This is a genomic window from Aminobacter sp. BA135 (genome assembly GCF_050859125.1).
GTDB lineage: Bacteria > Pseudomonadota > Alphaproteobacteria > Rhizobiales > Rhizobiaceae > Aminobacter > Aminobacter ciceronei.
In genome coordinates this window covers 4,757,328-4,783,907 of record NZ_CP139572.1, presented here as the reverse complement: position 1 = coordinate 4,783,907, position 26,580 = coordinate 4,757,328, and the positions used below count along the sequence as shown (strand labels likewise).

Genomic DNA, 26,580 nt, shown 5'->3' with positions numbered 1-26,580 from the left:
CTCGACCTGCCATTTCCGACCGGGAGAATGCCTATTGTCGCGCTTCGCGCAAGCCTTTGAGGGCCATTGCCTCCCACAATTCGGGTTCCGCTCCTTCAAGGTGTTGCTGCTGCTCGGCCTGACGACGATCAGCGGGTGTGGCGCGGGCGGCTTCAGCCTCGAAAAGGCGGAGGTCGACCGCAGCCTCGTCACCAGCAAGGTTCCCGACGACGCAAACAGGACCACCGACGCGAATCGACTGTCCGACGAGACGACGATCCGCAACGCGGTTTCATCCGTCGACGTCGACGAGCTGAAAGGCCAACCGATTCCCTGGGCCAATGCCGAAACCGGTTCGCGCGGCGCGATCACGGCGCTTGTCGAAAGCAAGGAACGCGGGGTGCTGTGCCGCGAATTCGCCGTCTCGCGCGAGAGCTTCGACGGGGTGAGCCTGTTCAAGGGCGAGGTCTGCGCCGCCGGTTCGGGCACCTGGCAGATGCTGTCTTTCGCGCCCGCCTGACGGTTGCGGCGTTCCGCCTCTGGAATTTCTTCCTAGCCGAGCGCATATAGGAAGCAACAAACCCTTTTTCTCTGTTGTGGATTGACGTAATGCGCGACCCCTATGAGGTGCTGGGCGTTGCCAAGAACGCCTCGGCCAAGGACATCAAGGCGGCTTTCCGCAAGCTCGCCAAGAAGCACCATCCGGACCAGAATCCGGACGATCCCAAGGCCAAGGAACGTTTTGCCGCGGCAAACCAGGCCTATGAGATTCTCGGCGACGAGAAGAAGAAGACGGCTTTCGACCATGGCGAGATCGACGCCGAGGGTAAGCCGCGCTTCCATGGCTTCGAAGGTGCGGGCGGTGGCGACCCGTTCGGCGGCTTCCGCCGCCAGCAGGCGGGACCCGGCGGCTCGCGCTTCGAGTTCCGCTCCGGCGGTCCGGGCGGCGCGTCCTTCGACGCCGGCGACATCTTCAGCCAGATCTTCGGCGATTCCTTCGGCCAGCGTGGCCCCGGTGCTGGTCATGGTGCCGGCATGGGCGGAGGCGCGGGAGCCCAGCGCGCGCAGCCGGGCGGCGACGTCAATGTCACGCTCGACGTCACCATCGAAGAGGCAGCGACCGCACCCAAGGTGACGGCGATGTTCCCCGATGGCCGCAAGATGGCGGTGAAGCTGCCGGAATTCGTCGAGGACGGCCAGACGATCAGGCTCAAGGGCCAGGGCGAGCAGGGCCTTGGTGGCGCCGGCGACGCGCTGGTCAAGATCAGGTTCCGCCGCCATCCGCGCTACCGCGTCGAGGGCCGCGACCTGCATGTCGACCTGCCGGTGAGCCTCAAGGAGGCGGTGCTCGGCACCAAGGCGGCGGTGGAGACGCCGACCGGCCGGCTGGCGGTGAAGATCCCCGAATGGTCGAGTTCCGACAAGGTGCTGCGCCTCAAGGGCCGCGGCCTGCCGGAAAAGGCAGGCGGCCATGGCGACCTTTATGCCCATGTCCGCGTCATGCTGCCGGAAGGCGGCGATGCGGCACTCGAGGAATTGCTGCGCAAGTCTGCCGACTGACGCAAGGCTTGCGTCATCTTCGCAGTCCATGGGCCTGGCCTTGCGACGAAGGTCGCATGAAAGCTTGAAGGTGCAGGTTGCCTATGCGATAGGCTCTGCAAAACAGTCAAAGCATTGGAGAGCGCTCATATGGCGGGTGGACAGGGCCTGATGGCCGGCAAGCGCGGCCTTATTCTCGGCGTCGCCAACAACAGATCGATTGCCTGGGGCATTGCCAAGGCCTGCGCCGACCAGGGCGCGGAGCTTGCCTTCACCTATCAGGGCGATGCGCTGAAGAAGCGTGTCGAGCCGCTGGCCGCCGAAATCGGCGCGTTCGTCTGCGGACATTGCGACGTCACCGACATGGCGACCATCGACGCCTGCTTCGAGACGCTGGAAAAGAAGTGGGGCAAGCTCGACTTCGTCGTCCACGCCATCGGCTTCTCCGACAAGGACGAGCTGACCGGCCGCTATGTCGACACCAGCCATGCCAACTTCCTGCGCACCATGGACATCTCGGTCTATTCCTTCACGGCTGTCGCCCAGCGCGCCGAGAAGCTGATGACCGATGGCGGCTCGATGCTGACCATGACCTATTACGGCGCCGAAAAGGTGATGCCGAACTACAACGTCATGGGCGTTGCCAAGGCGGCACTCGAGGCGAGCGTGAAGTATCTCGCCGTCGACCTCGGCCCGAAGGCGATCCGCGTCAATGCGATCTCCGCCGGCCCGATCAAGACGCTTGCCGCCTCCGGCATCGACGACTTCCGCTACATCCTGAAGTGGAACGAGTACAACGCGCCGCTGCGCCGCACCGTTTCGATCGAGGAGGTCGGCGATTCCGCGCTCTACTTCCTGTCGAACCTGTCGCGCGGCGTCACCGGCGAAGTGCACCACGTCGATTCCGGCTACCACGTCGTCGGCATGAAGGCCGTCGATGCGCCTGACATCGCCGCCGTGAAGGACTGATCCTTCCCGAACAGCATCGCCATGATCCCGCTCCTCTATGTCGTGCGCCATGGCCAGACGCCATGGAACGCCGAGCAGCGGCTGCAAGGGCAGGCCGACATCGACATTGATGCGGTCGGGCGCGAGCAGGCCGACCGCAACGGCCACCGGCTCGCCGAACTGATCGCAGATCCCGAGGCCTTCGATTTCATCGCGAGCCCGATGCGGCGCACCCGCGAGACCATGGAGCGGGCACGGACAGTGATGGGGCTCGATCCCATGGCCTACCGCACCGATTTGCGCCTCGTCGAAGTCAATTTCGGCGACTGGCAGGGTTATACCTTCGCCGAGCTCGAGGCACGCCTGCCGGGCGCCAGCACGGCGCGCAAACACGACAAGTGGGATTTTGTTCCGCCCGGAGAGGACGCCGAGAGCTACGAGATGCTGGCCTGCCGCATCCGTCCGTGGCTCGTCGAGCTTGCGCAGCCGACGGTCTGCGTCACCCATGGCGGCGTGATGCGGGCGATTTTCCGGCTTGTCGAAGCCCTGCCCAAAAACAAAGCCGCGGCCTTGGATATCCCCCAAGACCGCGTGCTGAGAGTGCAGGATGGCCGCCTCGACTGGCTGTAAAGCCCGAGGCGCGATTTCTGTTACTGCGGCAGTTCCATGTCGGTGATCAGGTTCTCGCCCTCGACCACGTCATAAGCGAGCAGGATGTCCATGCCCGGCTTGATGTTCTCGACGTCGAACTCGCCCGGCAGCTTGTACGACTTGCCGTTGGAGAGCGTGATGGTGGACTTTTCCTTGTCGACCGACTTGACCTGACCTTCGGCTTCGGCAGCGAGCGCAGCGCCAGACATCATGAGCACGGCGGCAACGGCGCCAATAAGGGTACGCATTGTCGTCCTCTTTTTTCTGCGCCCCGCAAGGCGAGGCAAAAATGTTAACGAGCGGTTGGAAGGAAGCAGAAACCAACCGAATGTGTCAAAACTAAATCTGCTGCGATCACGGTTTGACCACTGTTAATGCAGCCAATTGACCGCTTCGGGCCCATGCCGATGCACAAAAGATGCCCGCCATTGGAGGGTTCGGGGCCGAAAAGCAATTTTACTTTTCAGGGGCATGCGTTAGAACGCGGCCATATCCGGAAAGGCCCGCTTGCATGTCGCACAACACCTTCGGCCATCTGTTTCGCGTCACCACATGGGGTGAGAGCCATGGGCCGGCGCTTGGCTGTGTCGTCGACGGCTGCCCGCCCGGCATCCGCTTCACGCTGAAGGACATCCAGGACGAGCTCGACAAGCGCAAGCCCGGCCAGTCGCGCTTCGTCACCCAGCGCCGCGAGCCCGACGAGGTCAAGGTGCTGTCGGGCGTGATTACAGACGAGGACGGCGAGACGCTGATCTCGACCGGCACGCCGATCTCGATGCTGATCGAGAATGTCGACCAGCGCTCCAAGGATTATGGCGAGATCGCGCGGCAGTATCGCCCCGGCCATGCCGACTATGCCTATGACGTCAAATATGGCCTGCGCGACCACCGCGGCGGCGGCCGCTCGTCGGCCCGCGAGACGGCGGCGCGTGTCGCTGCCGGCGCCATTGCCCGCAAGATCGTGCCGGGACTGGTGGTGCGCGGCGCGCTGGTGGCGATGGGCACCAGGTCGATCGACCGGGCCAACTGGAACTGGGATTTCATCGGCAGCGCCGAAAACCCGTTCTTCACGCCGGACCCCGCCTCGGTCCAGCTCTTCGCCGACTATCTCGACGGCATCCGCAAAGCCGGCTCCTCGGTCGGTGCGGTGATCGAGATCGTCGCCGAGGGCGTGCCGGCCGGCCTTGGCGCGCCGATCTATGCCAAGCTCGACCAGGACATCGCCTCCAACCTGATGTCGATCAACGCCGTCAAGGGCGTCGAGATCGGCAACGGCTTCGAGGCGGCGCGCATAACGGGCGAAGAGAATGCCGATGAGATGCGCATGGGCAATGACGGCACACCGCTGTTCCTTTCCAACAATGCCGGCGGCATTCTGGGCGGCATTTCGACCGGACAGGACGTGATCGCCCGTTTCGCCGTCAAGCCGACATCCTCGATCCTGACGCCGCGCAAGTCGATCGACAAAGACGGCAAGGACGTCGATGTCATGACCAAGGGCCGCCACGATCCCTGCGTCGGCATCCGTGCCGTGCCGATCGGCGAGGCCATGGTTGCCTGCGCCATCGCCGATCATTATCTGCGCCATCGCGGACAGACGGGCAGAATCTAGGCGCGTAGGGCACGACGTCGGCAGGCAATTCGCCCTGCCTGCAAAAAAGCCTACTTCCTCACTGCCTTAATGCCCTAATCTGCCCCAACAACCACACGCACCGAGTGACCACGCCATGCCATACGACCAGAAGAAAGTTGTCGAAGCGCTGCGCGCTTTCGAGCGCGGCGAGATCGTGGTCGTCATGGACGATGACGGGCGCGAGAACGAGGGCGACCTGATCGTTGCCGCCGTCCACTGCACGGCGGAAAAGATGGCCTTCATCGTGCGCCACACCTCCGGCATCGTCTGCACGCCGATGCTCAAGGAAGACGCCAGGCGCCTCAACCTGGCGCCGATGGTCGCCGACAACGATTCCGCCCACACCACCGCCTTTACCGTCAGCGTCGACTTCAAGCACGGCACCACGACGGGCATCTCGGCCGACGACCGCACGCTGACCGTGCGCAACCTGGCCAATCCCAATGCCGGCGGCGGCGACTTCGTCCGCCCGGGCCACATCTTCCCGCTGATCGCGCGCGAGGGCGGCGTGCTGATGCGTTCGGGCCATACCGAGGCCGCCGTCGACCTGTGCAAGCTTGCCGGTCTGCCGCCGGTCGGCGTGATCTCGGAACTGGTCAATGACGACGGCACCGTCATGCGCGGCCCGCAGGTCGCGGCCTTCGCCGAAAAGAACGGGCTGCAGCAGGTCTCGGTTGCCGATCTCATCGCCTATCGCCAGCGCCAGGAGACGCTGATCGAGCGGGTCAACGTCTTCGACATCGACACCCCGGCCGGCAAGGCCAAGGCCATCACCTACACGCTGCCGTGGGATTCGATGCATCATCTCGCCATCGTCTTCGGCGACATCCGCGACGGCGAGGAAGTGCCGGTGCGCCTGCACACCGAGGACGTCGTCACCGACGTGTTCGGCACCAGCAACAAGCTTGCCGACATCATGAAGACCTTTGGCGAATGCAAGCGCGGCGTCATCGTCTATCTGCGCGAGGGCTCGGTCGGCGTCTCCAATCTCGGCCGCAACCGTCCGTCGGCGGAGCGCGAGGACCATGAAGAGGCGCGCCGCCGCGAGGACGAATGGCGCCAGATCGGCCTCGGCGCGCAGATCCTCAAGGATCTCGGCATCTCGTCGATCAACCTGGTCGCCTCGCGCGAGCGCCACTATGTCGGCCTCGAAGGTTTCGGCATCCGCATCGCCAAGACCGAAATCCGCTGATTTCCGCGCAGCGACGCGGGAAGATGCCCCGTCCCCGGGGCTGACTGGCTCGACCCCGGGGTGATTGCGTCATCCCTAGGGGTGACCGTGTCATCCCCCTCGGGGTGATCAGCTCATCCCCCGGGGCGATTGACATCCGCCTGATGCGGCGCATCCTCCTGTCCATCTCTTAGGGGAGAGTCGGCTATGTGGGATTTCAGCATCGGCCAGAGCCTGGCGATCATGGCGCGCACCTGGCCGTTCATCGTGCTGCGCATGGTCGTCTATTTCGGCATCACGCTCGCCTACATAGTGGCAATGGGAGCGGGCGCTGGCGTCGGCTACGGCGTCGGCCATATCGCAACCGACCCTGAAGGGCCGGTCTCATTCGCCGTCTGGGGCGGCATCGCCGGCTTCGGCGTGGTCTCGGTCGCGGTCTACTGGATCCGCGAATACATTCTCTACATCGTCAAGGCCGGCCACATCGCCGTCATGGTCCACCTGATCGACGGGCGCGAGATTCCCGGCGGCCAGAACCAGATTTCCTATGCCCGCGAGGTCGTCACCGAACGCTTCACCGAGGCGAGCGTGCTGTTTGTGCTCGACCAGCTGGTGAAGGGCGTGATCCGCACCATCACCGGGCTGATCGGCGGCATCGCCGCTTTCCTGCCGATCCCCGGCCTCGACGGGCTGGTGCGGTTGCTCAACACCATCGTCCGCATGTCGCTGACCTATGTCGACGAGATCATCCTCGGCTACAACATCCGCATCGGCAGCAACTCGCCCTGGCAGAGCGCGCGGCAGGGCGTGGTGCTTTATGCCCAGAACGGCTCGACCATGATCAAGAACGCGGTCTGGCTGTCGCTCGTCGTCTGGGTCGTGTCGCTGTTCATCTTCCTGTTCATGCTGGCACCCGCAGGCGCCATTCTCTACTTCATGCCGGGAGAAATGGGCGGCTGGGCATTCGTGCTGGCGATCGTCTTTGCCTGGGCGTTCAAATCGGCGCTGATCGAACCTTTTGCCGTGGCCTCGCTGATGCAGGTCTATTTCAAGGTGATCGAAGGCCAGGTGCCCAATCCGGAATGGGACCGGAAGCTGGAAGAGGCGTCGTCGAAGTTCCGCGAGCTCAAGGAAAAGGCTTTTGGCTCAGGCGAAGCGTCGCGCTGGGACGGGTCGGCAAAGAACGTCTGAAGGCAAAAAGGCACGGCCCGCTGGTGCGTGCCGTGCCGTGAACAGTCTATTCGGCCGGAGCCGGGACGAGGCGCGACGTCGAACGCCGGAAGCTGGCTTGGCCGACAAGGGTGACGGCAAGGGCGATGAAGCCGGCGAGCATCGAGACGAAGAAGCCGCTGGTCGGGCCGAGATTGTCGATGAACCAGCCCGATGCCGAGGACCCTGCGGCCATGCCGATGCCGATGCCGGTGATTGCCCAGGTCATGCCTTCGGTGAGCTTGGACGACGGAACGATCTTTTCCACCAGCGCCATCGAGATGATGATGGTCGGCGAGACGGCGACGCCGGCGACGAACAGCACCACGGCCAGTGTCGGGATGCTGGCGACCATCATCAGCGGCAAGGTGGTGAGGGCGGCCAGTGCGATCGCCAGCAGCAACTGGCGCGGCAAGGCAAGCTTGAGCTTCAGCGCGCCGAAGGCGAGACCGGCGACAAGCGAGCCGGCGGCATAGGCCGACAGCGCAAAACCGGCGGAGGCCTTGTCGCCCTGGGCTTCGGCAAAGGCGACGGCAGTCACCTCGGCGGTGCCGAAGATGGCGCCGATGGCGATCAGCGTCAGCACCAGTATCTGCATCGAGCCGAGCCAGATGACCGACTTGCCGCCCGATTTATCCTGGGCGTGGACCGGCGGCTCCGTCGACGTCTGGGCCGCAAAGAGGAAATTGCCGATGGCAAGAAGCGTCGTGGCGACAAGTGGACCCGCTTCCGGAAAGAACCCGACGCTGAGACCGATGGCGACGATCGGACCGGTCATGAAGATGACCTCGTCGACGACGGATTCGAAGGCAAAGGCGGTGTGCAGCTTCGGCGAACCACGGTAGATATGCGTCCAGCGTGCGCGCACGAATGCGCTCATGCTCGGCATGGTGCCGGCAAGCACGGCAAACAGGAACAGCGTCCAGCTTGGCGCGCGATAGTGGGTCGCAAGCATCAGGCTCGAGAGCGCCACGACGGCGACGATGGTGCCGGGGATCAGGATGCGGCGCTGGCCGTAGCGATCGACGAGGCGCGACACCTGAGGCGCGATCAACGCATTGGAAAACGCAAATGTCGCTGCCACCGCGCCGGCGAGCCAATACTCGCCGTGGGTTTCCGAGAGCATCGTGACAATGCCGAGCGTGATCATCGACAGCGGCAGCCGTGCGATGAAGCCTGTGGCGGAGAACGCCTTGGCGCCGGGCGCCTTGAAGATTTCGTTGTAGGGATTACGCATTTGGATCACCGGGAGGGCAGATATCTGAAATTTCATATACAGTCGAGCCGCCTGAAGAGGCGGCTCGTTGGCACAGATGGGAGAGGCTTTGACGGGGGATGTGCTGCCTCATTCCGCCGCTTGTGGTCTCGCTTGCGGCAACTCGACTTCGTGCTCGCCGGCGAGTGCTTTCTGACCGAGAAGGACGACGAGTAGGGAGATCGTGCCCGCGGCCACCGACACCCAGAAGCCGTTCTGCGCGCCGAAAGTGTCGACCACCCAGCCCGCCACGAAGGCCCCCAGCGCCATGCCGATGCCGATGCCGGTCATCACCCAGGTGATGCCTTCGGTCAGCATGGCTTCCGGCACCCGCCGCTCGATCAGGCCGAAGGCCATGATGAAGGTGGGCGAGATCGCAACGCCGCTGACGAAGATGGCAAGCGCCAGCAGCGGCACCGTGTCGGCGACCAACAGGGGCAGCGTGGTCAGCGCCACGATGGCGATCGACATGGCAAGCAGGCGCTGCTTCGGGGCCTTGAGGTTCAGCGCGCCGACGATCAGGCCAACAATGAGCGAACCGGCGGCATAGACGCCGATGACGAGGCTTGCCGCGGTGGGCTGGCCGAGTTCCTTGGTGATCGCCACGGCGCTGACCTCGGCAGTGGCGAAGATTGCACCGACGAAGATGAGCGCCAGGGTGATGATCTGAACCGGGCGCAGTGCGATCGCCGAACCGACACTTGCAAGTTCAGGCGCCCTGACCTTGGGCTCGCTCGACCGCTGCAGCAGGAAAGCTGCCATGCCGACGGCCAAGAACAGCGTGCTGACCAGCATGCCGGCTTCCGGGAACAAGGCGACGCTCAGGCCGACCGAAAGCGAGGCACCGGCGATGTAGACCATTTCGTCGGCGACGGATTCAAAGGCGAAGGCGGTATTGAGTTCGGGACGGTCGCGGAAGATCTCGGTCCAGCGGGCCCGCACCATGGCCGGCATGCTGGGCATGGCGGCGGCGATGAAGGCCAAGACGAACAGGGTCCAGACCGGCCAGTCATAGCGGGTGGCAATGAGCAGGACGGCAAAGGCGAGGATGGAGATGATGGTGGTGGGCAGAGCCACCGATGTCTGGCCGAGCCTGTCGATCCGGCGCGAAATCTGCGGCGCAGCGAAGGCGTTGGTCAAAGCGAAAGTGGCAGACACCGCACCGGCCAGCCAATATTCGCCGCGCGTCTGCGACAGCATCGCGACGATGCCGATAGGTGCCATGGCGATCGGCAGACGGGCGATGAATGCCGCCGCCGCGAAGCCTTTGGTCCCGGGAACTCTGAAGATCTCAGCATAAGGATTGTGCATCGGAGCACTCCTGGAATTTCGAGGGTGCGCCACTTACATACGTGGCGTATGTCAATGAGATAATTGCATACGCGGCGTATGTCAATTACCATGGACGTCAGGTCGAGAAAAATATACGCGGCGTATGTGAAGGACGGCGCGACAGGAAAAACACCATGAAGGCGGCACACAAACCCCGCAGCGAAATGATTGCCGAAACGCGCGCCAAGCTGATCGCGGCCGCGCGGCGGGCCTTTGCGACGACGGGCTATACGAACGCATCGATGGACGATTTCACCGCCGAAGTCGGGCTGACGCGCGGCGCGCTGTATCACCATTTCGGCGACAAGAAGGGGCTATTCGAAGCCGTGCTCGCCCAGATCGACAAGGAAATGTGGGCACGCCTCAACGAGATTTCGGCCAGGGCCGAGACGCGCTGGCAGGGCTTTCTTGACGAAAACATCGCTTACGTCGAAATGGCGCTCGAGCCGGAAATCCAGCGCATCGTCCTGCGCGACGGGCCGGCGGTCCTCGGCGATCCGGCGCAATGGCCCAACGCCAATGCCTGTATCTCGGCGATCGCGGCGAACCTCGTCGCGCTCAAGGCGGAAGGCCTTATCCGCGACATCGATGCGGAAGCGATGGCGCGGCTGATCAGCGGCGCTTCGCTTTATGCCGCCCAGTGGATCGCCAATTCGGAAGATCCCGACGCGACCTCGATCAAGGCGGTGAAGGCGTTTCGCGCCCTGATGGAAGGGCTGCTCGTGGCCGGCAAGCCGACCATCTGATCTTTTCGGCCGCGGCTGGACATGCCGGGCGCAGCGTTCCCCGGCTCGTTCCTGCCGGCCCGGCCATCGGGGTCGTCGGCCGGCAGACTGCCGTTTTCCCCAGGGCTTTGACAGCTATGCGTGGTCTGTCCGGCCATTGCTGATAAGGTGCGGCGATGACCACGCGGCTCTACACGCACCCGATCTACCTCGAACACCTGACGACGCCAGGACATCCCGAGCGGCCCGACAGGTTGCGCGCCATCGAGCGCGCCCTCGACGACGAAGCTTTCGAGATGCTCGATCGCGTCGAGGCGCCGATGGGCGACGAGCGCACGATCCTCTATGCCCACCCCGAAGGGTTTGTCGAAAGCGTCCGCCGCCAGGTGCCGGTGGAAGGCTTCGCCAGGATCGACGGCGACACCACGCTCAGCCCGAAAAGCTGGCAGGCGGCACTGACCGCCATCGGCGCTGCCAATGCCGCCGTCGACGACGTCTTTGTCGGCAGGGCAGCCAATGTCTTCGTCGCGTCGCGACCGCCCGGCCACCATGCCGAAAAGACCACGGCGATGGGCTTCTGCCTGTTCAACAATGCGGCAATCGCGGCGCGCCATGCCCAGCGCGCTCATGGCGCCGAGCGCGTGGCGATCGTCGATTGGGACGTGCATCATGGCAACGGCACCCAGGACATCTTCTGGGACGATCCGAGCGTGCTCTACTGCTCGACGCACCAGATGCCGCTGTTTCCCGGCACGGGGGCAAAAAGCGAGACAGGTGTCGGCAACATCGTCAACGCGCCGCTGGCGCCCGACACCGGCAGTGATCATTTCCGCGAGGCATTCCGCTCGCGCGTTTTGCCGGCGCTCACCCGATTCGTGCCCGACCTGATCATCATCTCGGCCGGTTTCGACGCCCACCATCGCGACCCGCTGGCCGAGATCAACCTCACCGAAGCCGATTTCGACTGGGCAACCGGGCAATTGATGGACAGTGCGGCACGCCACTCATCGAACCGTCTGGTCAGCCTGCTCGAGGGCGGCTACGACCTGCACGGGCTGGCCTTCTCCGTGGCCGCCCACGTTTCTCGCCTCATGAAAGGATAAGCCATGGCCGCCGAGCCCAACGACGAAATCAAGGCGCTGAGCTTCGAGCAGGCACTCGCGGCACTGGAGAAGATCGTCGACGATCTCGAGCGTGGCGACGTGCCGCTCGACCAGTCGATCAAGATCTATGAGCGCGGTGAGGCGCTGAAGGCGCATTGCGACCGCCTGCTGAAGGCCGCCGAGGACAAGGTCGAGAAGATCCGCCTGTCGCGCGATGGCAAGCCGGTCGGCACGGAGCCGCTCGACAGCGAGTAGAGCCGTCCAGTTCAGTCCGCGGCGGCATCGCCGTCGCGGACGTCGAAATCGCCGGGCCGGGCCGCGTAGAAGCGATCCGGCGGTGTCCAGCGGTCTGGCAGCTGGCTTTCGCCCCAGCGGGCCAGTTCCTGCACCACGGGAATGAGTGCAGCCCCTCTGGCAGTCAATGCATAGGCGCCGCGGATGGAGCCCTGGCGCGGCAAGGATTGCCTGATGAGACCGGCATCTTCCAGCCGGCGCAGCCTTTCGGCCAGGATGTTGGTCGAGATCTTTTCCGGCGTGGACAACAGGTCCGAATAGCTGGTCGCCCCCATCACCATCGCCCTGACGATCACCAGCGACCACTTGTCGCCGATGATGTCGAGCGCTGACGCGATGGGGCAGCCGGAGCGAAACTGGGTCATGGCGGCACTTTGGATTTTTAACTTGCAAAATGCAAGTAAGAAGTGATTAGCTGCGGCAATGCTCGTCGGGGAGGACCTGTCATGTTGCAGATAACGTCGATGACTTCAGCACTCGCCGCCGTGGCTCTCGTCGTTCTCAGCATCCGGGTCAGCCTGCGCCGCAAGACAGTCGGCGTGAAGCTCGGCCACAGCGAGGATGTCGTCCTGATGCGGCGCATCCGCGCCCAGGGCAATTTCATCGAATATGTGCCGCTCGCCCTGATCCTGCTCGCCCTTGCCGAATACCGCCAGGCGCCGGCGGCGATGCTGTGGACGATCGCCGGACTGCTGATCATCGGCCGTAGCCTCCACCTTGCAGGCATATTGACCGCGCGGACGCCGTTGAGCGCGCCCGGAATGGTCGGCACCTATGGCGCCTTGCTCGTCGGAGCGGCCACCCTGGTCCTGGGATGATCGCTGGCGACCGAACGGCTTGACCTAGCGGCACGTTGCGCCCAGTTATGGAAAACCCATACCGTTGGTGAAAACCCGGGAGCAGGCGATGTGCCGCAACATCAAGACATTGTTCAATTTCGACCCGCCGGCGACGCATGACGAGATCCGCGACGCAGCCTTGCAGTTCGTGCGCAAGCTGAGCGGAACGACCAAACCTTCGAAGAAGAACGAAGAGGCCTTCAACCGCGCCGTCGACACGATCGCCGAGGCAGCGCATGAGATGCTGCATGCGATGGAAACGCACCAGCACCCGCGCAACCGCGAGGAAGAGGCCGCCAAGGCCAAGGCCCGTTCGGCGCTGCGATTTGCCTGAGCGCCGGCTCTGGTGACATCAGCTCGGCAAACACACTCCAGAATGCGACCCAGGATACGACCATGAGCTTCTTTCCCGCCGAAGACCCGACGCCGGGCGATGCCTTTTCCTGCGACCAGCTCGAACTGATGGTCATCCCCAACGCCAAGGATATCGACGGCTTCCAGGTGCGCCGGGCATTGCCGACGGCAAAGCGTCGCCTGGTCGGGCCGTTCATCTTCTTCGACCGCATGGGCCCGGCAATCCTCAGGGCAGGGCATGCGCTGGATGTGCGTCCACACCCCCATATCGGGCTTGCGACCGTCACCTATCTGTTCGACGGCAAGATCCGCCACCGGGATTCGCTCGGCACCGAGATGGTCATTGCGCCCGGCGACGTGAACCTGATGACGGCGGGCCGCGGCATCGTCCATTCCGAGCGTACGCCGGAAGAGTTGCGCGGCGCGCCGATGTCGGTGTCCGGGCTGCAGACGTGGCTGGCGCTGCCCGACGGCAAGGAAGAGGTCGCGCCGCTGTTCGAGAACACGGCTGCGGCCGCGCTGCCGACCTTCGAGGCCGACGGGGTCAGCGGGCGGCTGGTGATCGGCGCGTTCAAGGGCCTGACGTCGCCGGTGCGCCAGGCCTCCGACACGCTCTATGCCGACATCAGGCTGGCGCCCGGTGCCAGGATCAAGATTCCGGCCGACGCCGAGGAGCGTGCCATCTACACGCTGGGCGGCGAGATCGACATCCTTGGCGATCGTTTCCCGATCGAGCGGCTTTTGGTCTTCAGGCCCGGCGACGAGATCGTCGTGGGTTCGGAGATGGGTGCGCATTTCATGCTGTTCGGCGGCGCCTCGCTCGGCTCCAAGCGCTACATCTGGTGGAATTTCGTCTCGTCGTCGAAGGAGCGCATCGAAGAGGCGAAGAACGAATGGAAGACCGGCCGCTTCGATATCGTTCCCGGTGACGAGGAGGAGTTCATCCCGTTGCCTGAGAGCTGACGGGCAGGCGTGAGGCCGGCCCGCGTCACCGCCACGCATTTACTTTCCAAGCATGCGGTCGTATCTGCCGGGTGGTTAACCGAGTTAGTGCGGATTGATGAACGCGAAACCTGAAACGCCCCTGCTGGACAAGGTCCGCGTGCCCTCCGACCTGCGCACGCTCGACGAGGCCCAGCTGCCGCAGCTGGCAAGCGAACTGCGCGCCGAGCTTATCGACGTGGTGTCGCAGACCGGCGGGCATCTCGGCGCCGGCCTTGGCGTCGTCGAACTGACGGTGGCGCTGCATTATGTCTTCGATACGCCCGACGACCGCATCATCTGGGATGTCGGCCACCAGGCCTATCCGCACAAGATCCTGACCGGCCGCCGCGACCGCATGCGCACGCTGCGCCAGGAAGGCGGGCTCTCCGGTTTCACCAAGCGCTCGGAAAGCGAGTACGACCCGTTTGGCGCCGCGCACTCCTCGACCTCCATTTCCGCCGGCCTCGGCATGGCGGTGGCACGCGACCTCGACGGCGGCAGGAACAACGTCATCGCCGTCATCGGAGACGGCGCCATGTCGGCCGGCATGGCCTATGAGGCGATGAACAATGCCGGTGCGCTCGATGCCCGCCTGATCGTCATCCTCAATGACAACGACATGTCGATCGCTCCGCCGGCCGGTGCGATGAGCGCCTATCTGGCGCGCCTTGCCTCGGGCCGCACCTATGCCGGCGTGCGCGAGCTCGGCAAGAAGCTGACCTCCTATCTCGGCCGCCGCGTCGACCGCGCCATCACCCGCGCCGTCGAGCATGCGCGCGGTTTCGTCACCGGCGGCACGCTGTTCGAGGAGATGGGCTTCTTCCATATCGGCCCGATCGACGGCCACAATCTCGAGCATCTCGTGCCGGTGCTGAAGAACGTGCGCGACAATGGCACCGGCCCGGTGCTGATCCATGTCGTGACCCAGAAGGGCAAGGGTTATGCCCCGGCCGAAGCGGCTGCCGACAAATATCACGGCGTCAACAAGTTCGACGTCATCACCGGCGCCCAGGCCAAGGCGCCTGCCAACGCGCCTGCCTACACCAAGGTGTTTGCGGAAAGCCTGATGCAGGAAGCGCGCGACGACGACAAGATCGTTGCCGTCACCGCCGCCATGCCGTCGGGCACCGGCCTCGATCTGTTCGGCGAAGCGTTTCCGTCGCGCAGCTTCGACGTCGGCATTGCAGAGCAGCATGCCGTGACCTTTGCCGCGGGCCTCGCGACCGAAGGCTACAAGCCGTTCGTCGCGATCTACTCGACCTTCCTGCAGCGCGCCTATGATCAGGTCGTGCACGACGTCGCCATCCAGAACCTGCCGGTGCGTTTTCCCATCGACCGCGCCGGCTTCGTCGGCGCGGACGGCGCCACCCATTGCGGCGCCTTCGACACTGCCTATCTTGCCTCGCTGCCCGGTTTCGTCGTCATGGCGGCGGCCGACGAGGCGGAACTGCGCCATATGGTGCGCACCGCCGTCGAATATGACGACGGACCGATCTCCTTCCGCTATCCGCGCGGCAACGGCGTCGGTGTCGACATGCCCGAGCGTGGCCAGGCGCTGGAGATCGGCAAGGGCCGGATCGTGCGCGAGGGCACCAAGGTGGCGCTGCTGTCCTTCGGCACACGCCTCAAGGACTGCCTGCTCGCCGCCGAGGAACTTGGTGCTGCCGGCCTGTCGACGACGGTCGCCGACGCCCGTTTCGCCAAGCCGCTGGACGAGGACCTGATCCGTCGCCTGGCGCGCTCGCACGAAGTGCTCGTCATGGTCGAGGAAGGTTCTGTCGGCGGTTTCACCAGCCAGGTGCTCGACTTCCTCGCCCGCAACGGCCTGCTCGACAACGGCCTCAAGGTGCGGCCACTGACCATGCCGGACAGCTTCGTCGACCATGCCAGCCCCGACAAGATGCATGTCGACGCCGGGCTCGATTCCGCCGGCATCGTGCGTGCCGTCTTCGCAGCCCTTGGCAAGTCGGCCCAGGCCGTCCGCGCCTGACATGATCGCGCGGGCGCTTGCCTTGCAGGCGCGCATTCGCCATTGAAAGCCATGGAAAACTCTGGGCAAGCCCCCGCGTCGGCCCGAAAATCGAAGTCGGTTTTCGGAAAGCACGATGCGCAGACAAAACAAGCCAGCCTGAGGCTCGACGAATTGCTCGTCAGCCGCGGTTTCTTCGCCAGCCGTTCGCGGGCCCGCGACGCGGTGGCGCGCGGGGCCGTGTCCGTCGCAGGCCAACCGGCGAAGAAGCCCGGACAGATGGTGCCGGCGAGCGCCGAAATCGCCGTCGACGACCCGGCGCAGGCCTATGTCTCGCGCGCCGCACTCAAGCTGATCGCCGGGCTCGACCATTTCGGCTTCGATCCGGCTGGAGCCACGGCGCTGGACATCGGCGCGTCGACCGGCGGCTTCACCCAGGTGCTGCTCGAACGCGGCGCGGCGCATGTCGTCGCGATCGATGTCGGCCATGGCCAGATGGACGAGAGGCTGAAGTCGGATCCGCGCGTCACCTGCCTGGAGGGCCTCAACGCCCGCAATCTGACGTCGGATGATCTCGGCGGCCGGACACCCGATCTGCTGGTCTCCGACGTCAGCTTCATCTCGCTCAGGCTGGCTCTGCCCAATGCACTCGAACTGGCAGCACCAGGCGCCAGGGGCGTGTTCCTGGTCAAGCCGCAGTTCGAGGCCGGGCGCGAGGCGATCGGCAAGGGCGGCCTGCTCAGGAATGTCGAGGACGGCCCGCGCATGGCTGAAGAGCTGCGCACCTGGCTCGACACGGTTCCCGGCTGGCGTGCGCTCGGCATCTGCCCGTCGCCGCTCGAAGGTGGTGACGGAAATCGTGAATACCTGCTCGGTGGAGTGAAAGAACAATGACGACACGTTTCGAAATTGCGCGGCTGGGCGCGCATGGCGACGGTGTCGTCGATGCCAATGGCGGGCACATCTTCATCCCGTTCGCGCTGCCGGGCGAGACGGTGACAGCCGCGCGCGACAAGGATCGCGCCCAGCTGATCTCGGTTCTCGAGCCGTCGCCGCAGCGCATCGATCCGGCCTGCCGCCATTTCACCGAATGTGGCGGCTGCGCGATCCAGCATCTTGAGGACCAGGCCTATCGCGAGTGGAAGCGTGGTCTTGTCGCCCATGCGCTAAAGGGCAGGGGCATCGACGTTGCAGTCGGCGATCTGGTGGCGTGCCCGCAGCACAGCCGCAGGCGTGCGGCGTTTACGGCCCGGAACACCGAGACCGGGCTCCATCTCGGCTACAACAAGGCGTTTTCCCATACCCTGGTCGACATCGAGGAATGCCCTGTCCTGCTGCCGGCCATCGTCGAGGCGGCCGGGACCTTGCGGCACCTTGCCGGCATCATCGCCAATACCTCGAAGCCGTTCCGCTTCCTCGTCACGGCCACCGAGTCGGGCTTCGACGTGGCCGCCAGCGATTGCGGTAAACCGACCGAAGCGATCCGCCGTGCCGCGACCGATTTTGCCATCAAGTCGAAGATCGCCCGCCTGTCCATCGACGGCGAGATCATCGTCGAGCCGGTCAAGCCGATGCTGACCTTTGGCGCGGCGACGGTCAGCCCGCCGCCGGGCGCTTTCGTCCAGGCCGTGGCCGAGGCGGAGGGCGCGATGGTGTCGCTCGTCACCGGCCATATGCGCAAGGCCAAGAAGGTCGCCGACCTGTTCTCGGGCTGCGGCACCTTCGCGCTCAGGCTTGCCGCGGGGTCGGAGGTTCATGCGGTTGAAGGTGAGGCGCCGGCGCTGGCCGCACTCGACCGCGGCTTCCGCTTTGCCAGTGGCCTGAAGCGCGTCACCGTCGAGCGCCGTGACCTCGACCGCCGCCCGCTGACCTTCAAGGAACTCAACGCCTTTGACGGCATCGTCTTCGACCCGCCGCGCGCCGGCGCCGAAGACCAGTCCAAGCAGATCGCCCGCTCCGATGTTCCTTACGTCGCAGCCGTATCGTGCAATCCGGCGACGCTGGCGCGAGATCTCAGGATCCTCATCGACGGCGGCTATGCGCTGAAAAGTGTTGTGCCGATCGACCAGTTCCTCTGGTCGCACCATGTCGAGGCGGTGGCTTTGCTGGAGAAGCCGAAGAAGCGGCGGTAGGCGGACGCGTCAGGTCTATCCGTGGATGGACGGACCGGCGGCTAGGCCAATATATGCTCGACGAATTCGGGCACGATTTCGGTGGCGCGGCCATTTATGGCCTGTTCGAAGAGGTCGTAGCCCTCCGACGGTTCGAGATTGAGTTCGACCGTACGGGCGCCTGCATGGCGCGCCTGCTCGACGAAGCCGGCGGCGGGATAGACGTTGCCGCTGGTGCCGATGGAGACGAAGAGGTCGCAACTTGCCAGCGCCTCGTCGATCTCGTCCATCAGATAAGGCATCTCGCCGAACCAGACCACATCAGGCCGTAACTGGCGGACCTCCAGGCATGACGGGCAGCGGGACGTGCGCAGCATGTCGCCGTGCCACGTGTTCCTTGCACGGCAATGGGCGCACAAGGCCTTGGTCAGTTCGCCATGCATGTGGATCAGCCGCTGCGACCCGGCCCGCTCATGCAGGTCGTCGATGTTCTGGGTGACGAGCAGGAACTTGCCCCGGAACTGCCGTTCGAGCCGCGCCAATGCCACATGCGCGGCATTCGGCGCGACATCGGCAAGACCCGCGCGGCGCTGGTTGTAGAAGTCGTCAACCAGCTCCGGATTGCGGGCAAAACCTTCCGGCGTCGCCACGTCGCGGTAGTCGATCTTCGACCAGATGCCGTCCTTGTCGCGAAAGGTGTCGACACCTGATTCGGCAGAGATTCCGGCCCCGGTGAGCACGACGATCGAGGTGGGGCGTTGCATCGGCATTCGTCCTGTCGGCGCTCGGCCTAGACCCGTGTGCCGCCGACAGTCATCTGGTTCATCCTGAGATGCGGCTGGCCGACGCCGACGGGCACGCCCTGGCCGGCTTTGCCGCACATGCCGATGCCGTTGTCGAGCTTCATGTCGTTGCCGACCATGGTGACGCGATGCATCGCATCGGGTCCATTGCCGATCAGCATCGCGCCCTTGATCGGCTGGGTCACCTTGCCGTCCTCGATCATGTAGGCCTCGGTGCAGCCGAACACGAACTTGCCCGAGGTGATGTCGACCTGGCCGCCGCCGAAGGACACGGCATAGATGCCGTTCTTGACCGAGGCGATGATCTCTTCCGGCGTTTTGTCGCCCGAGGTCATGTAGGTGTTGGTCATGCGCGGCATCGGCTGGTGGGCGTAGGATTCTCGGCGGCCGTTGCCGGTCGCCTTCATGCCCATCAGCCGGGCGTTCTGGCGGTCCTGCATGTAGCCGACAAGTTTGCCGTCCTCGATCAGCACGTTGCGGGCGCTGGGCGTGCCTTCGTCGTCGACGGTGATCGAGCCGCGGCGTTCGGCGATGGTGCCGTCGTCGACGACCGTGACGCCCTTGGCGGCGACCTGCTGGCCGAGAAGACCGGCGAAGGCAGAAGTCTTCTTGCGGTTGAAGTCGCCTTCGAGGCCGTGGCCGACCGCTTCATGCAGCATCACGCCCGGCCAGCCGGACGACAGCACGATGTCGAAAGTGCCGGCAGGAGCGGGGATGGCTTCGAGATTGACCAGCGCCTGGCGCAAGGCCTCGGTCGCGGCACCCTTCCAGCTTTCGTCGGTCAGGAATTCGTCGAAATTCTTGCGGCCGCCGGCACCATAGGAGCCGCTTTCCTGGCGGTCGCCGTCGCCGACGATGACGGACACGTTCATCCGCACCAGCGGGCGGATGTCGCGCACGATCTGGCCGTCGCCGCGCAGGATCTCGACATGCTGCCACGACGAGGCGAGCGAGGCGGTCACCTGGCGGACGCGCGGATCCTTGTCGCGCAGCCAGGCGTCGATTTCCTGCAGCAGCTTGGCCTTGGCTTCGAAGGACGGCGACGAGATCGGGTTCTCTTCGCCGTAGAGATGTGTGTTGGTGCGGGCAGGGGCAGCGGCCAGCGTGCCGGAATAGCCGCCCTTGACAGCCGATACCGCATCGGAGGCGCGCAGCAATGCCTGCTCGGACAGGTCGCTCGAATGCGCATAACCGGTGGCTTCGCCTGATACGGCGCGCAGGCCGAAACCCTGGTCGGTGTTGAAGCTCGCCGTCTTCAGCCGGCCGTTGTCGAACATCAGCGCCTCGCCCTCGCGATATTCGAGGAAGAGCTCGCCATCGTCGGCGCCCTCGATCGTCTCGGCGACGATCTTGCGCACGCGGTCTTCAGTGATGTCGAACTGGCTGAGAAGGCTGGTCATGGCGGGTCGCCTCATATTCCAAGGTGAGTGTGTTCACCCCGATGTAGGCGACGCAGAGGCTCCGGACAATGTGTCCAGTGCCAAACGCTTACGGCAGGGCGGCGAAGCCTTCGCCGAAGCCGTTGAGGTCGACGGGGATGCCGATGCCTTCTTCGGGCGTCTGGAAGACGATGAAGGTCGCCGACTTGCCTGACTTCAGCGTGTCGAGCAGCGTCTTGTCGAGGATCACCTCGGCGTAGCAGCCGTCCTGGAAGCAGCGCACGAAATAGGCGCGGCCGATGTCCTTCTGGTCGACATTGAGGCCGAGGCCGTTGGGCAAGAGCACGCCGAGCGGCGCCAGCACGCGCAGGATCTCGGCCTTGTTGTCGGCGGTGCGCAGGATGACCACCGAAAGCCCCATCTCGGGGCGGTCCTCGGCAATCACGTTCTGCATCATCACGCATTGCTCGTTGGTGGCGCCAGCGGGCGTGTCGCAGATGATCGACCATGCGCCATGGGTGGACTTGACCGTGCCGCTCTGCTGCGCGCCGGCTTGCATGGGAACCACGCAGGCGGCGGCGACGAGCATCTTCGCCACGGTTTTCAAAAGCCCAGACTTCATGACGGCTCCATTGCGAATCACGACTATCAGGCCGTGCAGGCAGCAAGTAAATAACAAGACGGCACGTTCGCCATCCTGCAATCTCAGGTTTTCCAGACATTCGAAGCCAATTTGGCCCGAATTGCGACGCCTTTTGATGGCATGGCAGCACAAGCGGGGCGATTGGCCTGTCGCCTGCGCGTTCTTCACCTAGCGCCAAACGCGTCGCGGCGCCAGCCTCTGTGCCTGCGCGCAAAAATGCCGCACGGGTTAAGCCTCTGCTTCCTTGCGGTTATAAAGAGAGTATGGTTTGAACCTCCGAACGTCTCTGGGATTCCCGTCCCGGAGCGGCACGATGTCCTTGCGGCTACGCCCGCACGGAAATGGGAGATACAGAGGGCGATGAGAAAGATCTTTGCTAGCGCCGTCGCGGCGACTGCTTCCCTTGCCAGCGTCGCGGCCTATGCGGCTCAGCCGACGCCTTGGCAAACCACTTTCCAGCCGGCCGCGACCGGCATCATGGAACAGATCACCTGGTTCGAGCACTACACGCTGTGGTTCATCGTTCCGATCACGCTGTTCGTTCTTTTCCTGTTGGCCTATTGTATCTTCAGGTTCCGCGCGAGCGCCAACCCGGTGCCGTCGCGCACCAGCCACAACACGCTGATCGAGGTCATCTGGACCGTCGGTCCGGTCGTCATCCTGCTGTTCCTGGCCATTCCGTCGTTCCAGCTCCTGACGGCGCAGTATTCGCCGCCGGAAGACGCCAAGCTGACGATCAAGGCGACCGCCAACCAGTGGAACTGGGACTACGAGTACCAGAACGCCGAGCCGCTCTCCTTCAACTCGGCGATGCTCGCCGATGCTGACCGCGCCGCGGCCGGCAAGGAAGACAGGGCCGCGTATCCGCGCCTTCTCGCCGTCGACAACGAAATCGTCGTCCCGATCAACACGCTGGTTCGCGTGCTCGTCACCGCCAGCGACGTCATCCACGCCTTCGCCATGCCGGCCTTCGGCGTGAAGACGGACGCGGTGCCGGGTCGTATCAACGAGATCTGGTTCAAGGCTGAGAAGGAAGGCCTCTATTACGGCCAGTGCTCCGAGCTTTGCGGCAAGGACCACGCCTACATGCCGATCGCAATCCGCGTCGTCTCCGACGCACAGTACAATACGTGGCTTGCCGCCGCTAAGACCGATCTGCCGGGTGCCAACAAGGCGCTGATGGCCGAGACGGACGGTGCGGCCAAGGTCGCGGCCGCTGGCAACTGAGCCGCGGTAGAATAGGGATCAGGGAACGGAGCGGAACATGGCAGGCGCTGCAGCTCACGACCATCACGACCACAAGCCGAAGGGCTGGGTTCGGTGGGTGTACTCGACCAACCACAAAGATATTGGAACGCTCTACCTGATCTTCGCGATCATGGCAGGCTGCATCGGCGGCTTCCTGTCCGTCATGATGCGCTGGGAACTCGCCGAGCCGGGTATCCAGATCTTCCACGGCCTGGCCTCGATGGTCTATGGCGTCGAAGGCGACTCGGCGATCGACGCCGGCAAGAGCATGTTCAACGCGTTCACGACGGCCCACGGCCTGGTCATGATCTTCTTCATGGTCATGCCCGCGCTGATCGGCGGCTTCGCCAACTGGATGGTTCCGATCATGATCGGCGCGCCTGACATGGCGTTCCCGCGCATGAACAACATCTCGTTCTGGCTGCTTCCGCCCGCCTTCATCCTGCTGATCCTCTCGGCCTTCATGCCGAGCGCTCCCGGCGCCCACGGCGTCGGCGGCGGCTGGACGATCTATCCGCCGCTCTCGACCTCGGGCCAGCCCGGTCCGGCGATGGATCTGGCGATCCTGTCGCTGCACATCGCCGGCGCGTCGTCGATCCTCGGTGCGATCAACTTCATCACCACCATCTTCAACATGCGCGCTCCGGGCATGACGCTGCACAAGATGCCGCTGTTTGCCTGGTCGGTGCTGATCACCGCCTTCCTGCTGCTGCTGTCGCTGCCGGTCCTGGCAGGTGGCATCACCATGCTTCTGACCGACCGCAATTTCGGCACGACCTTCTTCGCGCCTGAAGGCGGCGGCGACCCGATCCTGTTCCAGCACCTGTTCTGGTTCTTCGGTCACCCGGAAGTGTACATCCTGATCCTGCCGGGCTTCGGCATTGTCAGCCACATCGTGTCGACCTTCTCGCGCAAGCCGATCTTCGGTTACCTCGGCATGGCCTACGCCATGGTCGCCATCGGCGCCGTCGGCTTCGTCGTGTGGGCTCACCACATGTACACCACCGGCCTGTCGCTCGACACGCAGCGCTACTTCGTGTTCGCCACGATGGTCATCGCGGTTCCGACCGGTGTGAAGATCTTCTCGTGGATCGCCACCATGTGGGGCGGCTCGATCACCATGAAGACGCCGATGATCTGGGCGATCGGCTTCATCTTCCTGTTCACCGTCGGTGGCGTCACCGGCGTGCAGCTGGCCAATGCCGGTCTCGACCGTTCGCTGCATGACACCTACTATGTCGTGGCGCACTTCCACTACGTGCTGTCGCTGGGTGCCGTGTTCGCGATCTTTGCGGCCTGGTACTACTGGTTCCCGAAGATGACCGGCTACATGTACTCGGCGGCGATCGCCAACACCCACTTCTGGGTGACGTTCGTCGGCGTGAACCTGATCTTCTTCCCGCAGCACTTCCTCGGCCTCGCCGGCATGCCGCGCCGCTACATCGACTATCCGGATGCTTATGCCGGCTGGAACGCGGTGTCGTCCTACGGCTCCTACATCTCGGCCATCGGCGTGCTGATCTTCCTGTTCGGCGTCTTCGAAGCCTTCTCCAAGAAGCGCGTCGCCGGTGCCAACCCCTGGGGCGATGGTGCGACCACGCTCGAATGGCAGCTGCCTTCGCCGCCGCCCTTCCACCAGTGGGAACAGCTGCCGAAGATCAAGTAAGGCACTGATTGAACTACGAAGCCGCCGGCAAGACCGGCGGCTTCGGCCAAACGGAACGACTGGACGTAAGTACGCATGGCCCTTGTCCACAACCGGTTTGACGATCAAACCATCCGCATGTCGGAAGCGACGGCGGGCGATTTCTTCGCCCTGCTGAAGCCGCGCGTCATGTCGCTGGTGGTCTTCACCGCCTTTGTCGGCATGGTTGCCGCGCCTGCCACCATCAACCCGTTCCTCGCCATCGTCGCGATCCTGGCGATCGCCATCGGCGCAGGCGCTTCGGGTGCGCTCAACATGTGGTACGACGCCGACATCGACGCCGTCATGACGCGGACCGCCAGCCGGCCGGTTCCGTCGGGCAAGGTGACGCCGCATGAAGCGCTGACCTTCGGCCTCGTGCTCTCGGTCCTTTCGGTGATGACGCTCGGCGTCCTCGTCAACTGGCTTTCGGCAGCACTGCTCGCCTTCACCATCTTCTTCTATGCCGTCATCTACACGATGTGGCTCAAGCGCTGGACGCCGCAGAACATCGTCATCGGTGGCGCGGCCGGTGCGCTGCCGCCGATGATCGGCTGGGCCGCCGTGACCGGTTCGGTCAGTTTCGAGAGCGTCGTGCTCTTCCTCATCACCTTCCTGTGGACGCCGCCGCACTTCTGGGCGCTGGCGCTGTTCAAGTCGCAGGACTACGAGCGCGCCGGCATCCCGATGATGCCGAACGTCGCCGGCGAAGCCTCGACGCGGCGCCAGATCTTCGCCTATTCACTGCTGCTCGCCCCCGTCGGCGTGGCGCCCTGGCTGCTCGGCTACACCACCATCGGTTATGGCGTGGTTGCGCTGGCGCTGGGCGCAGGCTTTGTCTGGTACGCCTGGAAGGTTCTCCGGATGCCGGACAGCGATCGCGTGATGAAGCCCGCCAAGCAGCTCTTTGCCTATTCGCTGCTGTATCTGTTCGTGATCTTTGCGGCCTATCTGGCCGACAGCATCATCGAGCGTGTCTTTGCGCTTGGAGGTGCATGATGTCGGACAAGGACCTGGTGACGCTCACCGACAAGCAGAAGAAGGCGCGCCGCAGCCGCAACGTCGCCATCGGCCTGGCGCTGGCGGCACTCGTCATCATCTTCTATCTCGCCACCATCGCCAAGTTCGGCCCGGCCATTCTGGACCGGCCGCTATGAGCAACGGCATGACCGACGACACCAAGGCTGTCGACCTGAAGAAGCAGAGCTCCAACCGGATGGTTGCGGGCATGTGCGTCGCTTTCGTCGGCGGCATGGTCGGCATGGCATATGCCGCAGTGCCGCTCTACGCCATGTTCTGCCAGATCACCGGTTATGGCGGCACGACGCAGCGCGTCGAGCAATATTCCGACAAGATCCTCGACCGCGAGATCACCGTGCGTTTCGACGCCAATGTGTCGGGCGGCCTGCCGTGGGATTTCCAGCCCGTGGCCCGCGACGTCCAGATCAAGATCGGCGAGACCAAGCAGATCCATTACACGGCGAAGAACGTCTTCGACACGCCGACCCAGGGCCGTGCGACCTTCAACGTCACACCGGAGATCGCCGGCGCCTATTTCAACAAGGTCGAGTGCTTCTGCTTCACCGACACGACGTTGAAGCCGGGCGAAACGCTCGACATGCCGGTGGTGTTCTTCGTCGATCCGGAAATCGTCAACGTGCCTGAAATGAAGGACGTCAAGACGATCACGCTGTCCTATACCTTCTTCCCCATTGCGGGGGAAAAGCCTGTAGCTGTCGCGCCCAAGGTTGACGGCGAAGCGAAAAATGTTAATTCCGACGGAAAAGCCGGGGGCTGATATGGCAGACGCGCACGCGAAACCACAACACGACTATCACATCATCGATCCCAGCCCGTGGCCGTTCCTCGCCTCGCTGGGTGCGCTGATCATGGCATTCGGCGGCGTTGCCTGGATGCAGCACCTCAAGGGCGGCAACTTCCCGGTCTTCGGTTACAACATGGCCGGCGCCAACTATTGGCTCTTCTTGATCGGCCTTCTGATCGTGCTCTACACCATGTTCGGCTGGTGGTCGGATACGATCAAGGAAGGCAACGAGGGCCATCATACCCGCGTCGTCTCGCTCCACCTGCGCTATGGCATGATCATGTTCATAGCCTCCGAGGTGATGTTCTTCGTCGCCTGGTTCTGGGCGTTCTTCGACGCGGCGCTGTTCCCGAATGAAGCGCACCAGGTCATGCGCGCTGAATTCACCGGCGGCGTCTGGCCTCCGAAGGGCATCGAGATCCTCGATCCGTTCCACCTGCCGCTCTACAACACGATCATCCTGCTTCTGTCGGGCACGGCCGTGACCTGGGCGCACCACGCGCTGCTGCACAACGACCGCAAGGGCCTGGTCAACGGCCTCGCGCTGACGGTCGGCCTCGGCATCCTGTTCTCGTTCGTGCAGGCCTACGAGTACATCCACGCTCCGTTCGCCTTCAAGGACTCGATCTACGGCGCGACCTTCTTCATGGCGACGGGCTTCCACGGCTTCCACGTCATCGTCGGCACCATCTTCCTGCTGGTCTGCCTGTTCCGCGCCATGCGCGGCGGCTTCACCCCGAAGCAGCATTTCGGCTTCGAGGCAGCGGCCTGGTACTGGCACTTCGTCGACGTGGTGTGGCTGTTCCTGTTCGCCGCGATCTACATCTGGGGTTCGGTCGGCGGCACCATCGCCCACGGCCACTGATCGATCCGGTTCCTGATGCAAGGCGGTCGCGGCAACG

General features: G+C 64.2%; 29 protein-coding genes. 22 read left to right on the top strand and 7 right to left on the bottom strand.

Annotated features, from left to right (window positions below; all coding sequences use genetic code 11):
• Positions 1–100 precede the first annotated feature (100 nt).
• The 4 genes from SLT36_RS23290 to SLT36_RS23275 all read left to right on the top strand — a co-directional run bounded on the left by SLT36_RS23290 (position 101) and on the right by SLT36_RS23275 (position 3,096).
• Positions 101–499: an RT0821/Lpp0805 family surface protein gene (locus SLT36_RS23290; RefSeq protein WP_432288447.1), complete on the top strand. Its 399-nt coding sequence runs from the start codon at positions 101–103 to the stop codon at positions 497–499.
• 89 nt (positions 500–588) lie between these two features.
• Entirely contained in the window at positions 589–1,539 is a 951-nt protein-coding gene (locus SLT36_RS23285; RefSeq protein ID WP_432284633.1) for a DnaJ C-terminal domain-containing protein, read from the top strand.
• Between the two features lie 129 nt (positions 1,540–1,668).
• On the top strand, positions 1,669–2,487 hold the full coding sequence (fabI, locus tag SLT36_RS23280; RefSeq protein ID WP_067964622.1) for an enoyl-ACP reductase FabI: 819 nt from the start codon (positions 1,669–1,671) through the stop codon (positions 2,485–2,487).
• A 21-nt stretch (positions 2,488–2,508) separates the two neighbouring features.
• Complete coding sequence (locus tag SLT36_RS23275; RefSeq protein ID WP_432284632.1) at positions 2,509–3,096, top strand: histidine phosphatase family protein; 588 nt, start codon at positions 2,509–2,511, stop codon at positions 3,094–3,096.
• Positions 3,097–3,116: 20 nt separating this feature from the next.
• Here the strand turns inward: SLT36_RS23275 and SLT36_RS23270 are convergent, their stop codons facing one another.
• Positions 3,117–3,365 (bottom strand): DUF1344 domain-containing protein, encoded by a 249-nt coding sequence (locus SLT36_RS23270; RefSeq protein WP_067964618.1) that lies wholly within the window; start codon positions 3,363–3,365, stop codon positions 3,117–3,119.
• A gap of 263 nt (positions 3,366–3,628) precedes the next feature.
• Between SLT36_RS23270 and aroC the strand changes: the two genes are divergently transcribed.
• From aroC to SLT36_RS23255, 3 genes are all read left to right on the top strand, one after another.
• On the top strand, positions 3,629–4,729 hold the full coding sequence (gene aroC / locus SLT36_RS23265) for a chorismate synthase (protein ID WP_432284631.1): 1,101 nt from the start codon (positions 3,629–3,631) through the stop codon (positions 4,727–4,729).
• 115 nt (positions 4,730–4,844) lie between these two features.
• Positions 4,845–5,942 (top strand): 3,4-dihydroxy-2-butanone-4-phosphate synthase, encoded by a 1,098-nt coding sequence (ribB, locus tag SLT36_RS23260; RefSeq protein ID WP_432284630.1) that lies wholly within the window; start codon positions 4,845–4,847, stop codon positions 5,940–5,942.
• 186 nt (positions 5,943–6,128) lie between these two features.
• Positions 6,129–7,112: a hypothetical protein gene (locus tag SLT36_RS23255; RefSeq protein ID WP_432284629.1), complete on the top strand. Its 984-nt coding sequence runs from the start codon at positions 6,129–6,131 to the stop codon at positions 7,110–7,112.
• A 46-nt stretch (positions 7,113–7,158) separates the two neighbouring features.
• On the opposite strand, the gene SLT36_RS23250 is transcribed toward SLT36_RS23255, so the two are convergent.
• Together SLT36_RS23250 and SLT36_RS23245 are read right to left on the bottom strand one after the other, a co-directional pair.
• Positions 7,159–8,367, bottom strand: coding sequence for an MFS transporter (locus tag SLT36_RS23250; RefSeq protein ID WP_432284628.1), 1,209 nt, complete (start codon positions 8,365–8,367; stop codon positions 7,159–7,161).
• A gap of 108 nt (positions 8,368–8,475) precedes the next feature.
• The gene (locus tag SLT36_RS23245) at positions 8,476–9,696 is read right to left on the bottom strand and encodes an MFS transporter (protein WP_432284627.1); all 1,221 of its coding nucleotides are present in this window, start codon (positions 9,694–9,696) and stop codon (positions 8,476–8,478) included.
• Positions 9,697–9,851: 155 nt separating this feature from the next.
• Here SLT36_RS23245 and SLT36_RS23240 point away from each other — a divergent pair, with 155 nt between their 5' ends.
• The 3 genes from SLT36_RS23240 (at position 9,852) to SLT36_RS23230 (ending at position 11,800) form a co-directional block, all read left to right on the top strand.
• Entirely contained in the window at positions 9,852–10,463 is a 612-nt protein-coding gene (locus SLT36_RS23240; RefSeq protein WP_432284626.1) for a TetR/AcrR family transcriptional regulator, read from the top strand.
• A gap of 155 nt (positions 10,464–10,618) precedes the next feature.
• On the top strand, positions 10,619–11,545 hold the full coding sequence (locus SLT36_RS23235) for a histone deacetylase family protein (RefSeq protein ID WP_432284625.1): 927 nt from the start codon (positions 10,619–10,621) through the stop codon (positions 11,543–11,545).
• A gap of 3 nt (positions 11,546–11,548) precedes the next feature.
• Positions 11,549–11,800, top strand: a complete 252-nt coding sequence (locus SLT36_RS23230; protein WP_432284624.1) for an exodeoxyribonuclease VII small subunit — start codon at positions 11,549–11,551, stop codon at positions 11,798–11,800.
• An 11-nt stretch (positions 11,801–11,811) separates the two neighbouring features.
• On the opposite strand, the gene SLT36_RS23225 is transcribed toward SLT36_RS23230, so the two are convergent.
• A complete protein-coding gene (locus tag SLT36_RS23225; RefSeq protein WP_067964600.1) occupies positions 11,812–12,204 on the bottom strand; it encodes a winged helix-turn-helix transcriptional regulator in 393 nt (130 codons plus the stop codon).
• Between the two features lie 81 nt (positions 12,205–12,285).
• On the opposite strand from SLT36_RS23225, the gene SLT36_RS23220 reads away from it, so the two are divergent.
• From SLT36_RS23220 to SLT36_RS23195, 6 genes are all read left to right on the top strand, one after another.
• On the top strand, positions 12,286–12,657 hold the full coding sequence (locus tag SLT36_RS23220; RefSeq protein WP_432284623.1) for an MAPEG family protein: 372 nt from the start codon (positions 12,286–12,288) through the stop codon (positions 12,655–12,657).
• 88 nt (positions 12,658–12,745) lie between these two features.
• On the top strand, positions 12,746–13,012 hold the full coding sequence (locus SLT36_RS23215) for a DUF2277 domain-containing protein (protein ID WP_432284622.1): 267 nt from the start codon (positions 12,746–12,748) through the stop codon (positions 13,010–13,012).
• Positions 13,013–13,074: 62 nt separating this feature from the next.
• Positions 13,075–13,995 (top strand): pirin family protein, encoded by a 921-nt coding sequence (locus tag SLT36_RS23210; RefSeq protein WP_432284621.1) that lies wholly within the window; start codon positions 13,075–13,077, stop codon positions 13,993–13,995.
• Between the two features lie 97 nt (positions 13,996–14,092).
• Positions 14,093–16,006: a 1-deoxy-D-xylulose-5-phosphate synthase gene (dxs, locus tag SLT36_RS23205; RefSeq protein WP_432284620.1), complete on the top strand. Its 1,914-nt coding sequence runs from the start codon at positions 14,093–14,095 to the stop codon at positions 16,004–16,006.
• Between the two features lie 138 nt (positions 16,007–16,144).
• Entirely contained in the window at positions 16,145–16,879 is a 735-nt protein-coding gene (locus tag SLT36_RS23200; protein ID WP_432288446.1) for a TlyA family RNA methyltransferase, read from the top strand.
• Positions 16,876–18,117: a class I SAM-dependent RNA methyltransferase gene (locus SLT36_RS23195; RefSeq protein WP_432284619.1), complete on the top strand. Its 1,242-nt coding sequence runs from the start codon at positions 16,876–16,878 to the stop codon at positions 18,115–18,117. The genes SLT36_RS23200 and SLT36_RS23195 overlap by 4 nt, the downstream gene beginning before the upstream one ends.
• Positions 18,118–18,158: 41 nt before the next feature.
• Here the strand turns inward: SLT36_RS23195 and SLT36_RS23190 are convergent, their stop codons facing one another.
• The 3 genes from SLT36_RS23190 to SLT36_RS23180 all read right to left on the bottom strand — a co-directional run bounded on the left by SLT36_RS23190 (position 18,159) and on the right by SLT36_RS23180 (position 20,900).
• Positions 18,159–18,860 carry an NAD-dependent deacylase gene (locus tag SLT36_RS23190; protein WP_432284618.1) on the bottom strand — a complete coding sequence of 234 codons (702 nt, stop codon included), beginning with the start codon at positions 18,858–18,860 and terminating at the stop codon, positions 18,159–18,161.
• Positions 18,861–18,886: 26 nt separating this feature from the next.
• Positions 18,887–20,299 (bottom strand): metalloprotease TldD, encoded by a 1,413-nt coding sequence (gene tldD, locus SLT36_RS23185; protein ID WP_432284617.1) that lies wholly within the window; start codon positions 20,297–20,299, stop codon positions 18,887–18,889.
• Between the two features lie 88 nt (positions 20,300–20,387).
• The gene (locus tag SLT36_RS23180; RefSeq protein WP_184769424.1) at positions 20,388–20,900 is read right to left on the bottom strand and encodes an invasion associated locus B family protein; all 513 of its coding nucleotides are present in this window, start codon (positions 20,898–20,900) and stop codon (positions 20,388–20,390) included.
• Positions 20,901–21,281: 381 nt separating this feature from the next.
• Between SLT36_RS23180 and coxB the strand changes: the two genes are divergently transcribed.
• The 6 genes from coxB (at position 21,282) to SLT36_RS23150 (ending at position 26,543) form a co-directional block, all read left to right on the top strand.
• Entirely contained in the window at positions 21,282–22,148 is an 867-nt protein-coding gene (coxB, locus tag SLT36_RS23175) for a cytochrome c oxidase subunit II (protein ID WP_067964583.1), read from the top strand.
• A 37-nt stretch (positions 22,149–22,185) separates the two neighbouring features.
• On the top strand, positions 22,186–23,835 hold the full coding sequence (ctaD, locus tag SLT36_RS23170) for a cytochrome c oxidase subunit I (RefSeq protein ID WP_067964581.1): 1,650 nt from the start codon (positions 22,186–22,188) through the stop codon (positions 23,833–23,835).
• Positions 23,836–23,910: 75 nt separating this feature from the next.
• Positions 23,911–24,852 carry a heme o synthase gene (locus tag SLT36_RS23165; protein ID WP_432284616.1) on the top strand — a complete coding sequence of 314 codons (942 nt, stop codon included), beginning with the start codon at positions 23,911–23,913 and terminating at the stop codon, positions 24,850–24,852.
• Complete coding sequence (locus SLT36_RS23160; protein WP_165915792.1) at positions 24,852–25,010, top strand: hypothetical protein; 159 nt, start codon at positions 24,852–24,854, stop codon at positions 25,008–25,010. The genes SLT36_RS23165 and SLT36_RS23160 overlap by 1 nt, the downstream gene beginning before the upstream one ends.
• 8 nt (positions 25,011–25,018) lie before the next feature.
• Positions 25,019–25,651 carry a cytochrome c oxidase assembly protein gene (locus SLT36_RS23155; RefSeq protein WP_067966957.1) on the top strand — a complete coding sequence of 211 codons (633 nt, stop codon included), beginning with the start codon at positions 25,019–25,021 and terminating at the stop codon, positions 25,649–25,651.
• Position 25,652: 1 nt separating this feature from the next.
• On the top strand, positions 25,653–26,543 hold the full coding sequence (locus SLT36_RS23150; RefSeq protein WP_432284615.1) for a cytochrome c oxidase subunit 3: 891 nt from the start codon (positions 25,653–25,655) through the stop codon (positions 26,541–26,543).
• The last annotated feature ends 37 nt before the right edge of the window (positions 26,544–26,580 follow it).